General features: G+C 45.0%; 8 protein-coding genes. 6 read left to right on the top strand and 2 right to left on the bottom strand.

What is annotated here, in order from left to right:
* Nucleotides 1-15 precede the first annotated feature (15 nt).
* Nucleotides 16-1,743 carry a phospho-sugar mutase gene (locus ACWQAU_RS07065; protein ID WP_003646085.1) on the top strand — a complete coding sequence of 576 codons (1,728 nt, stop codon included), beginning with the start codon at nt 16-18 and terminating at the stop codon, nt 1,741-1,743.
* 123 nt (nt 1,744-1,866) lie between these two features.
* Here the strand turns inward: ACWQAU_RS07065 and ACWQAU_RS07060 are convergent, their stop codons facing one another.
* The gene (locus tag ACWQAU_RS07060) at nt 1,867-2,577 is read right to left on the bottom strand and encodes an EAL domain-containing protein (protein WP_003643965.1); all 711 of its coding nucleotides are present in this window, start codon (nt 2,575-2,577) and stop codon (nt 1,867-1,869) included.
* Nucleotides 2,578-2,730: 153 nt separating this feature from the next.
* Here ACWQAU_RS07060 and ACWQAU_RS07055 point away from each other — a divergent pair, with 153 nt between their 5' ends.
* Nucleotides 2,731-4,089, top strand: a complete 1,359-nt coding sequence (locus ACWQAU_RS07055) for an FAD-dependent oxidoreductase (protein ID WP_027821458.1) — start codon at nt 2,731-2,733, stop codon at nt 4,087-4,089.
* Between the two features lie 445 nt (nt 4,090-4,534).
* On the opposite strand, the gene ACWQAU_RS07050 is transcribed toward ACWQAU_RS07055, so the two are convergent.
* The gene (locus ACWQAU_RS07050; RefSeq protein ID WP_003643967.1) at nt 4,535-5,092 is read right to left on the bottom strand and encodes a M15 family metallopeptidase; all 558 of its coding nucleotides are present in this window, start codon (nt 5,090-5,092) and stop codon (nt 4,535-4,537) included.
* Between the two features lie 169 nt (nt 5,093-5,261).
* On the opposite strand from ACWQAU_RS07050, the gene ACWQAU_RS07045 reads away from it, so the two are divergent.
* The 4 genes from ACWQAU_RS07045 to uvrA all read left to right on the top strand — a co-directional run bounded on the left by ACWQAU_RS07045 (nt 5,262) and on the right by uvrA (nt 12,253).
* Complete coding sequence (locus ACWQAU_RS07045; RefSeq protein WP_022637895.1) at nt 5,262-6,458, top strand: MFS transporter; 1,197 nt, start codon at nt 5,262-5,264, stop codon at nt 6,456-6,458.
* A gap of 105 nt (nt 6,459-6,563) precedes the next feature.
* Nucleotides 6,564-7,211 (top strand): HD domain-containing protein, encoded by a 648-nt coding sequence (locus ACWQAU_RS07040; protein WP_003641028.1) that lies wholly within the window; start codon nt 6,564-6,566, stop codon nt 7,209-7,211.
* A gap of 148 nt (nt 7,212-7,359) precedes the next feature.
* Nucleotides 7,360-9,363 (top strand): excinuclease ABC subunit UvrB, encoded by a 2,004-nt coding sequence (uvrB, locus tag ACWQAU_RS07035; RefSeq protein WP_003641029.1) that lies wholly within the window; start codon nt 7,360-7,362, stop codon nt 9,361-9,363.
* A 34-nt stretch (nt 9,364-9,397) separates the two neighbouring features.
* The gene (gene uvrA, locus ACWQAU_RS07030; protein ID WP_003643969.1) at nt 9,398-12,253 is read left to right on the top strand and encodes an excinuclease ABC subunit UvrA; all 2,856 of its coding nucleotides are present in this window, start codon (nt 9,398-9,400) and stop codon (nt 12,251-12,253) included.
* Nucleotides 12,254-12,287: the final 34 nt, after the last annotated feature.

The raw sequence follows: 12,287 nt of genomic DNA, 5'->3' as shown, positions 1-12,287 counted from the left end.
TTGGAGATGGTTTTTGTGAGTTGGCAGGATACTTATAATACCTGGAAAAACCAAGCGACACTTGAAACTAGTTTAAAACAAGAATTGACGGGCATGGCTGGCGATGACGCCGCCTTAGAAGACGCCTTTTATGAACCAATGGAATTCGGAACCGCGGGGATGCGGGGGGTACTTGGACCTGGTATCAACCGGATGAATATTTATACGGTTCGTCAAGCAACGGAAGGGTTAGCACGCTTCATGGATACCTTGCCTGCTGAGGTTAAGGAACGCGGGGTAGCAATCAGTTTTGATTCCCGCCATCATTCAGAAGATTTTGCGCATGAATCTGCGCGAGTATTGGGCCAACATGGTATCAAGTCATACGTTTTTGAAAGCTTGCGGCCAACCCCAGAACTTTCATTTACCGTTCGGCATCTGCATACTTACGCAGGGATCATGATTACGGCGAGCCATAATCCGAAGCAATATAATGGCTACAAGATTTATGGCGAAGATGGTGGTCAAATGCCACCTAAGGAATCTGATCTTATCACATCATATATTCGTAAAGTTGACGATGTCTTTGCGATTGCCGTTGCTGATGAACAACAATTATTAGCTGATAAGACGGAAACCATTATTGGGGATGATGTCGATCAGGACTACTTAGCTAAGGTCAAAGAAGTGACGATCAATCAAAAACTAGTGGATGAAGTCGGTAAGGACATGAAGTTAGTCTTCACACCATTACATGGGACTGGCCGGATGCTTGGCGAAAAGGCTTTGAAGAATGCCGGGTTTAAAAACTTCAGTGTTGTTAAGGAACAAGCTGTGGCTGACCCTGAATTCTCGACGGTTAAATTCCCTAATCCTGAATTTCCTGAAGCCTTTAAGATGGCCATTGATTTGGGTAAAAAAGAAGGTGCGGATGTCTTGATTGCGGTTGATCCTGATGCTGACCGGTTAGGGACAGCTGTTCGTCAACCTAATGGTGAGTATGTTCTGTTGACGGGTAATCAAATTGCCGCTGTCTTGTTACACTACATCTTGCAAGCAAACAAGGATGCCGGGACGTTACCGACCAATGCGGCCGCAGTTAAGTCAATTGTTTCAAGTGAATTTGCTACTAAAGTAGCGGCTTCATATGGTGTCACGATGATCAATGTCTTGACCGGTTTCAAGTATATTGCTGAACAAATCGAACATTTTGAAGCCACTGGCGAACATACCTATATGTTTGGTTTTGAAGAAAGTTACGGTTACTTAATCAAACCATTTGTTCATGACAAGGATGCGATTCAAACCACAGTGCTTTTAGCCGAAGTAGCGGCTTATTATAAGCAACAAGGTAAGAACCTTTATGATGGATTACAAGACTTGTTTAAGGAATACGGTTACTTCCGCGAACAAACCACGTCCGAAGAATTTGATGGCGTTGGCGGCAGCGATAAGATTGCGGCTCTGATGACTAAGTTCCGAAGCGAAGCACCAACTGCCTTTGCCGGCTACGATGTCACTGGGACTGAAGACTTCCAGAGTCAAACGGAAAGCTTTGCTGATGGCCACACGGCACCAATTGCTTTGCCAAAGGCGAATGTCTTGAAGTATCATTTAAATGATGGCACTTGGATCGCCATTCGGCCATCTGGTACGGAACCAAAGATCAAGTTCTACATTGGGACGCTAGGTAGTACGTTAGAAGAAGCTAATGATAAGTTAGCGAAATTTGAAGATGCCATTCAAGCGTTTATTAAAGAATAAATTGGTTATTTAGTCAGAAGTTGTACGGCCCAGCTGACTAGCCATGCTAAGTGATAAATAACGCCTTACGAAATTTCAAGTTAATTTCGTAAGGCGTTATTTAGTTGTTGTTCATATTAGAAATTAATTCATTGTCGGATATTCAAAGTTGACGGGGTCACCGGGTAGGCGTAATAATTGCGGTTTGCCATAGTAATAACCTTGTCGAAGATTAATATCGAAGTGACTACTTAAGCGATCATCTTCGGCGTCTTCAATCCCCTCTAAGATTAAACGCAATCCGTATTCACTACTGATGGCCCGCCAAAAATGGAGCTTTTGCTGAATCTTAGGATCTTTGATATCACTGCGGAAGTTTTGCAACGCAAATTTTAATTCAGAAGCTAATGGCAAAATTTCTTGGATACTCTTGAAATCGTTAATTCCGGTACCAACATCATCAAGTGAAATTTGCATACCATGTTCGATGAACCCCCGTAAGTGTGGGATTAACATGGTATCTGGATAATCCTTAGGACTACGTTCCTCAGTTAGCTCAACGACTAATTTAGCAGGATAGAGCTGAACCTGACTTTGAATAATGGCCTTCGCAACCGTTGTATCCATCAATTGTTCGCGACTGATATTGACTGCACAATAACGAACTTTTAGTCCAAGAATTTTAGTTGTTGCAATGAGCAGATCAGAGGTAACTTGTGAACTAATTGCGGCAAAGGATTCAGGCAGACGCCAGCCGTCTGGGGTTAGTTGTTTGATTAGTAGTTCGTATCCGTAAACTGTATTGTTGAGTAAGTTAAGTTGAGGTTGTACAAAATAGCGGTAAATTGGTTCCATAAGTACCATCGCCTTTTATAATAAGTTTAAAATCATTGAATCGTTTTAATATCAACCGAATCGCTGTATACTCTAAGTATACGTCAACTTAAATAAATGTTTAACTTAATCCAAGTTAAATTTTAACTTTTAATGAAAGCTGTGGTCGAAACAATGAAAGTTGCCATTATTGGCTGTACACATGCGGGGATTGCCGCCATGAAACAAATCTTGAAATATTATCCGGGCACTGAAATTACCGTCTATGAACGGCACGCGGATATTTCATATATGTCTTGTGGGACTTATCTACACTTAGGGGGTACCATCCATAATTTGGATCAAGCGTTGTACGCTAATCCTAGTGAATTTAGTGAACAAGGTGTGCAGATGCGGATGCAGTATGATGTGATTAATGTGAATGCTGATAAGCATACAATTTTGGCTCAAAATTTACAGACAAAAGAATTACAAACGGATCACTATGATAAGTTAGTCATGGCGACGGGTTCAATCACTGCAATCCCGGCTATTCCGGGCGTAGAGAATCCTAAGGTCATGCTTTGCAAAACATGCGAACAGGCCCAGCAACTCTACGAAGCAGCTAAACATGCACACCATATTGCAATCGTTGGTGGTGGCTATTCGGGGGTGGAACTTGCTGAGGGGTACGTGAAGTCCGGACACACTGTGACGTTGTTTCAACGGGGCCCCCACTTAATTAATGAGTATCTTGATCCACAAATTTCTGAGAAGATCGAAGACTTGTTAACGACGAAAGGCATCCAAGTTAGAACCAATGCACAAGTGACGGCTTTTAGTGATACGGCTGATAATCGACTACGAGTTGCAACCGCTGATAGTGAAGAAATATTTGATATGGCTGTTATTTGTCCGGGTGTGATTCCACAATCAGAGTTATTGGCGGGACAGGTCAACCGAACTAAGCAGGGGGCCATTGTAACGGACCGTTATATGGGAACCTCCAACCCGGATATATTTGCGGCTGGCGATGTGACGGAAGTTAACTTTAATCCTACGAAGGAACACGCCTATATGCCATTAGTCTCACATGCAATTCGGCAAGGTGCACTGGCAGGAATTAATATCTTTGATAAACGCTTAGGTGCAATTGGTACGCAAGCGACGACTGGGATGTTGATTTTTGATCAGACCGTGGCTTGTGCAGGTCTGACCTTAACGGCGGCCCAAGCAGCTAACTTCGATGCCCAAGCAGCTTTTTATGAAGGCAATTATCGGCCGGACTTTATGCCTACCACGGCGAAAGTCATGATTGAGTTGGTTTATGATCAACAAACGCGGAAGGTTTTGGGTGGTCAACTAATGAGTGCTCATGAAGTTTCACAATCAGCAAATACGTTGTCCGTAGTGATTCATAATGGTAATACGATTGATGAATTAGCCTTCATGGATATGCTATTCTCACCCAACTTTGATGAACCGTTTAATTACTTGAATTTAGTGGCGCAGGCTGCAGTAGATCAGGAACATGGCTATCGTCGGAATAATTAAGTTTTTGCACTAATTATGTTCAGAAGGTGCTGGTTGTTAAAATCAAGAACAGCCAGCTTAGACCCGCTGGAATAAGTTCAGATTAGCGTAAACTTGTTTGGGGAGTGTGTCCGATACCGTTCTTCAGGTATTGCTGCCAATCGCTGGGATGGTATTCAAAACGAATGTGCTATGTTAACGTTTGTTCCAAGTCTAACGGAGTAGATGGTTCAGCGACAGATTAGCTTGGGTTAAGCGGCCGTTCATCTGCCACTCGAGTGGTTTCCTGGAAGTCAGACGAGGACGCGCATATGCTGACGGGCAACAATCCAACTAACTAGCATGTTTTAATAATAAGTGCTGGTGAATCCATAAAAATAATGAGCCAAATAAGGTGACCGCCAAACAGTGGGTTTCATAACCTGACTGTTTGGCGGCCACCTTTATATTATTTGAAAGTGATTGGTCAAGCATAGTCGTTGGGATCAGCGGCTAGGGGTTGGTAAGCGTCCATTTCGGTGTCGCGGTAGTCCCACCATTCGTTAACGTAGCCGACAAAGCCCGCGGCGGTCATGGCGGTGTCCAGCAGCTGATAATTTTTTTCTTGAAGTGCGGTTCGAGGAGCGTCACGGTGAGCAGCTGCCGTGAAGTCATCGAAGGCAGTTGGCATTGTTAACTCACTACCATCAGGATGGGCCAGGGTCAAATCTAAGGTGACGCCTTTTTGGTGGCTGAAATTAGGATTAGGCTGGGCAACAAATTCTGGATCAGGATACACTTCAAATAAACGGCGCTGGGCGCTGACGGGCCGATAAGCATCCCAGACTTTGAGTCGATAACCTTGTTGTTTAACCAGGGCGCTTGCCTTGGCGAGTTTGTGGGCCGTGCCAGTGCGAACAATGGCCGTGGTAAAGTCGTAAATCACTTGATGAGTAAAGTTATTAGTGGTGGCATAACGCAGGTCAACGATGATTTCGGGGTCTAAGTGTTGAATATTGGTGAAACCAGTTAAAGCTTGATCCATAGTAGGGCCTCCTTAGAATTTAGTTATGCTTATTGTATCTGATTGGCCGATATTTTACCGACTAAAAGGGTTGCAAATGGTGTCAAACTTTCTGCTAGCTTTCAATCCGGGTCCCTGATATGATGGAAAGCGGTGTAAATTTAACAATTGATTGAAGAGGTGAGGTCGCATGGATCGACAAACACGACGCGCAATTTTAATTTTAGTTTTTAGTGAGTTTTTAGTTTGTTTAGGGATTAGTTTAGTTATTCCGGTCATGCCGTTTATTAAAAATGAACTGCATTTAACGGCTACCGATATGGGAATAATGAATGCGCTATTCGCATTGGCACAATTTGTGGCCTCACCCATTATTGGCCGGGTTTCAGACAAAGTTGGTCGCAAGCCCGTATTAACGGTAGGGCTAGTCTTATATATGGTCTCGGAAGTACTATTTGCGCTAACCAACCAGCTGTGGGTCTTTAATATTTCCCGGATTGTTGGTGGCTTATCAGCAGCGATGGTCGTTCCGACGGCGATGGCGTTAGCATCCGATATTACGACCAAACGACAGCGAGCTAAAGTAATTGGCTGGTTATCGGCGGCCTTTAGTGGTGGCTTGATTTTAGGACCCGGTATCGGTGGGGTATTGGCTGGCATTAGTTATAAGACGCCGTTCTGGGTTGCTGGTGCATTGGGATTACTCAGTGCCATTGTGCTCGTCATTATGTTGCCTGCGGATCGTCAGATTGATCCTGATCGCGAAGCAATTACGACCACGACAACGACGACCAATCATCCGATGACGCGGGCATTTTGGACCGTCCCGATTATTATATTATTTACGATGATTTTAGTGTCTTCCTTTGGCTTACAGGGGTTTGAGAGCATTTATAGTATTTACGTGAATGAAGTCTTTCACTTTAGTCTGAGCAACATTGCGTTGGTCTTGACTTTAAATGGTTTGATTTCGCTCTTCCTACAGGTGGCACTATTTGATACCTTTGTCCAGCGTTGGGGCGAACGGCGGGTCATTCGGGTGTGCTTTGCAGCTGCGGCGCTATGCACTATCTGGATTACGCAGGCTCATTCGAAAGTTGCTGTCATGGTTGCAACGCTCGTTATTTTTTCGGCATTCGATCTTTTGCGGCCTGCTATTACGACCCTATTAACGAAAGCAAGTGAGGCCAACCAGGGGCTAATCAATGGGCTTAACATGTCCTTAACGAGTGTTGGCAATATCGTTGGCCCAATCATGTCGGGGATGTTACTAGATATGGATTATCACTATCCATATCTGGTGGTGGCCGGATTCTTGATTGTTTCTTATTTAATGGCATTTATGTTACGATTACCGAACCAGGTTCATTCACATCAGCAAGTTTAACATTGCATAACAGTTAAGCTAATCAGCGAAAGCGCTCCGGGTTTGCGTCCCCGGGGCGCTTTTGTTACACTTAGGCCAAATTAGATTGAAGGATGGTGGGCTGCAATGGGAATGCATCAATATTTTCAGAGCTTAAGTAATTTAGAAACGATTCAACGGGCCCCGGGTTTTTTTAAGTATCAGAATCATTCAGTTGCGGCGCATTCATTTAAGGTTGCTGAAGTCGCCCAATTTTTAGGTGATGTGGAAGAAAATGCCGGACAAATTGTTGATTGGCGAGCCCTCTATGAGAAGGCGCTGAATCACGACTATAATGAGCGGTTTATCGGGGATATTAAGACGCCTGTCAAGTACGCAACGCCGACGCTACGGACGATGCTGGCGGATGTTGAGCATAAATTATCACAAAATTTTGTGCAAAATGAGATTCCAGCTGAGTTTCAGGCAGCTTATTCACGGCGTCTATCAGAAGGCAAGGATGAAACGCTAGAAGGCCAGATATTGTCGGTAGCCGATAAAATTGACCTATTGTATGAGTCGTTTGGTGAAATTCAAAAGGGTAATCCGGAACCAGTTTTTAGGGATATTTATCAAGAAAGTTTAAAAACAATTGTCGCGTTTAAAAAGATGACTAGTGTTCAATATTTCTTAAAAGCAGTGCTACCAGAGATGTTAGCGGAACCGTTCACGCATCAGGATCAATTACAGGCGCTGACGACCCAGATTTTAACGGCCGGGCCGCAATCCGATTAATGGCGAAAGTATGTTCGATGTGCTAAAATTAAATGCGATTTGAATGTGATAGGGAAGCGCGGGCTTGCCTATTTTTTATGGTGCGACAGTAAGATTTAGTTATCAATAGATGATATGAACGGGTGACCGTTTAAAAGGAGGACTACGTTTGATTGATCGGGTAGATAATAATCATTTTGACTTAGTTTCAGATTACCAACCAACGGGCGATCAACCCCAAGCGATCCAGCAATTAACCGCTGGCATTGAATCGGGAGAAAAAGAGCAGATCTTGTTGGGGGCGACCGGGACCGGGAAGACCTTTACAATTTCGAACGTGATTGCAAAGGTGAATAAGCCAACGTTAATCTTGTCACATAACAAGACGTTAGCGGGTCAATTATACGGGGAGTTTAAGAAGTTTTTCCCGAACAATGCCGTTGAATATTTTGTGAGTTATTACGATTATTATCAGCCGGAAGCGTACGTGCCTTCGAGTGATACCTATATCGAAAAGGACTCGGCAATCAACGATGAAATCGATAAGTTACGGCACTCTGCGACCAGCTCATTATTGGAACGCAACGATGTGATCGTCGTGGCATCGGTCTCCAGTATTTTCGGTTTAGGGGATCCTCACGAGTACCAAGATCACGTAGTCTCACTGCGAGTCGGCATGGAGATCGACCGCAATGATCTGTTGCGTAAACTTGTTGATATTCAATTTGATCGTAACGATATTGATTTCCAGCGGGGGCGTTTTCGGGTCCATGGTGATGTCGTAGAAATCTTTCCGGCTTCACGGGATGACCACGCATTGCGCGTTGAATTCTTTGGCGATGAGATTGATCGAATCCGTGAGATTGACGCCTTAACCGGTGAAATTGTGGCTGATCGTGAACATGTTGCGATCTTCCCAGCGACCCACTTTATGACGAATGATGCGATTATGGAACACGCCATCAAGGGCATTGAAGATGAGTTGGACGGCCGCCTGAAAGAATTGACAGCCGATGGCAAATTGTTAGAGGCGCAACGACTCAAGCAGCGGACGACCTATGATGTCGAAATGCTCAAAGAAATGGGCTACACTAGTGGTATCGAGAACTATTCACGTTTTATGGATGGCCGTAAACCTGGCGAACCACCGTATACGTTACTGGACTTCTTCCCGAAGGACTTTTTGCTCGTGGTCGATGAGTCACACGTGACGATGCCCCAAGTTCGGGGAATGTATAATGGGGACCGAGCACGTAAACAAATGCTAGTCGATTATGGCTTCCGTTTGCCAAGTGCGTTGGACAACCGGCCATTGAAACTTGAAGAAGTTGAACAGCATATTAATCAAGTGGTTTATATGTCCGCAACGCCGGGCCCTTACGAAATGGATCGGACCAAGCATGTCGTCCAGCAAATTATTCGACCAACTGGTTTATTGGATCCTACGATTGAGGTTCGACCGATTATGGGTCAGATCGATGACTTAGTGGGTGAAATCAATAAGCGCATTGAAGTCAACGAACGGGTCTTTATCACCACGTTGACTAAGAAGATGGCGGAAGATTTGACCGACTATTTTAAGGATTTAGGCATCAAGGTACGGTACTTGCACAGTGATATTAAGACGTTGGAACGAACGCAGATCATCCGCGACCTGCGTCTGGGCAAGTTCGATGTGTTGGTCGGGATCAACTTGTTGCGGGAAGGAATTGACGTTCCCGAAGTTTCACTAGTTGCGATTTTGGATGCGGATAAGGAAGGTTTCCTTCGTAACGAGCGTTCGTTGATCCAAACGATTGGTCGGGCGGCTCGTAATGAGCACGGTTCAGTGATTATGTACGCTGACACCACGACTGATTCGATGCAGGCCGCGATGGATGAGACTGCACGTCGTCGAGCAGTACAGATGAAGTACAATGAAGATCATCACATCACGCCACATACGATTAAAAAGGCCATTCCAGAGCTAATTGCTTCGACGAAGACCACTGAAGACGCGGGTAAGAAGGATGACTTCTTAGAAACCGACTTTGATGATATGACTCGTGAACAACAATTAGATATGATTAGTAAGTTGGAAGAACAGATGAAGACCGCCGCTAAGAAGCTCGACTTTGAACAAGCCGCAACGCTGCGTGATACGGTCATGGAATTGAAAGCACAAATTAGCTAGCAGGTTGCTGGCTTGAGATTGAGGAGGCCTTTTTTTGGCAAATGATAAGATTGTCATTCACGGTGCGCGAGCCCATAATTTAAAAGATATCGACGTTACCATCCCGCGCGACAAATTAGTCGTGATTACGGGGCTGTCTGGCTCAGGTAAGAGTTCGTTAGCGTTCGATACCTTGTACGCGGAAGGACAACGTCGCTACGTGGAAAGTTTGTCAGCGTACGCGCGTCAATTCTTAGGACAGATGCAAAAACCAGACGTTGATTCAATTGATGGGCTTAGTCCGGCTATTTCGATCGATCAGAAAACAACATCCAAAAACCCGCGCTCAACGGTCGGAACCGTTACAGAAATCAATGATTACTTACGGTTACTGTGGGCCCGAGTCGGTGAACCGATTTGCCCGAACGATGGGACACCGATTGCGAGTCAAACCGTTGAACAGATGGTTGATCGGATTCAGAAATTACCGGAACGAACGAAGTTGCAGATTTTATCACCAATTGTCCGCCAGAAAAAGGGCGAGCACAAAAAGATCTTTGAGAAGATCAAGCGTGAAGGTTTCGTGCGGGTCCGTGTTGATGGTGATATTCATGATATCAGTGAAACTTTTGAACTGAACAAGAATCAACAACACACGATTGAAATCGTCATTGATCGGATCGTTGTGAAGTCCGGTGACCGTTCTCGGTTATTTGATTCTTTTGAAGCGGCGTTGCGATTAAGTGGGGGCTATGCGATTGCGGATGTGATCGGTGGCGAACCCATTATGTTCTCAGAACATTATGCTTGTCCTATCTGTGGGTTTACTGTGGGAGAACTTGAACCACGGTTATTCTCGTTTAACGCGCCTCAGGGAGCTTGTCCAGACTGTGAAGGTCTCGGAATCAAGCTAGAAGTCGATGAGGACCTTGTCGTACCTGATAAGTCGCTGACGTTGGCTGAAGGTGCGTTAGCGCCTTGGAATCCAATCAGTTCACAGTATTATCCTGAAATGTTGAAGCAAGCTTGTGAACAGTTAGAAATTCCGATGGATGTGCCGTATGAAGACTTATCAAAAGCTGATCAACAAACGGTTTTGTATGGGTCTAACGGAAAGACGTTCCATTTCCACTACCAGAACGACTTTGGTGGTGTTCGCGATGTTGACGCTGTGTTTGAGGGCGTTATCAACAATGTTGACCGCCGCTACCACGAAACGAATAGTGATTTCACCCGCGATGTGATGCGAAAGTATATGACGGAACTCACTTGTCAGACTTGTCATGGGTTCCGCTTAAATCGCAAGGCCCTGTCTGTCAAAGTTGGTGGCGAACATATCGGGATGGTCTCTGACTTAGCCATTGGTAAGGAACTCGATTTCTTTAACGAGTTGAGCTTATCAGAACAAAGTCTCGTGATTGCTAAACCAATCTTGAAGGAAATCCGCGACCGGTTATCATTCTTGCAAAATGTGGGACTGGCGTACTTAACGCTCAGCCGTTCTGCACGGACGCTGTCTGGTGGGGAAGCCCAGCGAATCCGGTTAGCAACACAGATCGGATCGAACTTGTCCGGCGTGCTCTATATCTTGGATGAACCATCAATTGGATTGCATCAGCGGGATAACGACCGCTTGATTGGTTCACTTAAGAAGATGCGCGATCTGGGGAATACGTTGATCGTGGTCGAACATGATGAAGACACGATGCGGGCCGCTGACTATATCGTGGATATCGGCCCGGGTGCCGGTGAAAACGGTGGTGAGGTCATGGCGGCCGGAACGCCCAAGCAAGTGGCTCGCTCGCGGAAGTCACTGACCGGCCAATATCTATCGGGCAAACGGTTTATCCCACTACCTGAAACTCGGCGTCCGGGTAATGGTAAGAAGATTCGTATCACTGGTGCGGCCGAAAACAACCTCAAGCAAATTGACGTTGATTTTCCACTAGGCGAATTTGTCGTGGTAACGGGGGTTTCCGGTTCTGGTAAGTCGACCTTGGTTAACGATGTTTTGAAACGCGTATTGGCACAGAAGTTGAATCGTAATTCTGAAAAGCCTGGTAAGTATAAGAGTGTCAGTGGTATTAAGAATATTGAACGGTTAGTTAATATTGACCAAAGTCCAATCGGCCGAACACCACGCAGTAATCCGGCCACATATACTGGTGTCTTTGACAATATTCGTGATTTATTTGCACAAACGAATGAAGCTAAATTACGTGGTTACAAGAAGGGCCGCTTTAGTTTTAATACTAAGGGTGGTCGTTGTGAGGCTTGTCACGGTGACGGGATTCTAAAAATTGAAATGAATTTCTTGCCCGATGTCTTTGTACCTTGTGAAGTGTGTCATGGTAAGCAATACAATTCTGAAACGTTGGAAGTTGAATACAAAGGCAAAAATATTGCCGATGTTCTTCAAATGACCGCTTCAGAAGCTGTTAAGTTCTTTGAACCAATTCCAAAGATTCGACGGAAACTACAGACCTTGGTCGACGTTGGTTTGGGCTATGTTAAGTTAGGCCAACCCGCCACGACTTTATCAGGTGGAGAAGCCCAACGGATGAAGTTAGCTTCCGAATTGCACAAACAACAGTCGGGGAAGAATTTCTACATCTTGGACGAACCAACGACTGGGTTGCACAGTGAAGATATTCGGCGCTTGATTGGTGTCTTGGATCGGTTGGTGGATGCGGGTAATACCGTGTTAATCATCGAGCATAATTTGGATGTTGTGAAGTCGGCGGATTATTTGATTGACTTGGGCCCAGAAGGCGGTGACGGCGGCGGAACAATCGTTGCTACTGGGACACCAGAACAGGTCGCTGAAGTGGCTGAAAGTTATACTGGCCAATACTTGAAGCCCGTTCTAGAACGGGATCGAGCACGTGAAGCAACTGCACCTGCTAAATAACGGGCAATGTGCTACACTTGAGTTTGTAATGTAA

The organism is Lactiplantibacillus sp. 3062, from assembly GCF_055413545.1.
The sequence above is the reverse complement of the archived record's forward strand: the minus strand, read 5'-3'. Positions and strand labels throughout refer to the sequence as shown.

Bases quoted from the DNA above. Each gene is read 5' to 3' on its own strand.
- ACWQAU_RS07060 (WP_003643965.1), bottom strand. From the start codon at position 2,577: ATGGAACCAATTTACCGCTATTTTGTACAACCTCAACTTAACTTACTC.
- ACWQAU_RS07050 (WP_003643967.1), bottom strand. From the start codon at position 5,092: ATGGATCAAGCTTTAACTGGTTTCACCAATATTCAACACTTAGACCCC.
- ACWQAU_RS07040 (WP_003641028.1), top strand. From the start codon at position 6,564: ATGGGAATGCATCAATATTTTCAGAGCTTAAGTAATTTAGAAACGATT.
- ACWQAU_RS07045 (WP_022637895.1), top strand. From the start codon at position 5,262: ATGGATCGACAAACACGACGCGCAATTTTAATTTTAGTTTTTAGTGAG.
- ACWQAU_RS07055 (WP_027821458.1), top strand. From the start codon at position 2,731: ATGAAAGTTGCCATTATTGGCTGTACACATGCGGGGATTGCCGCCATG.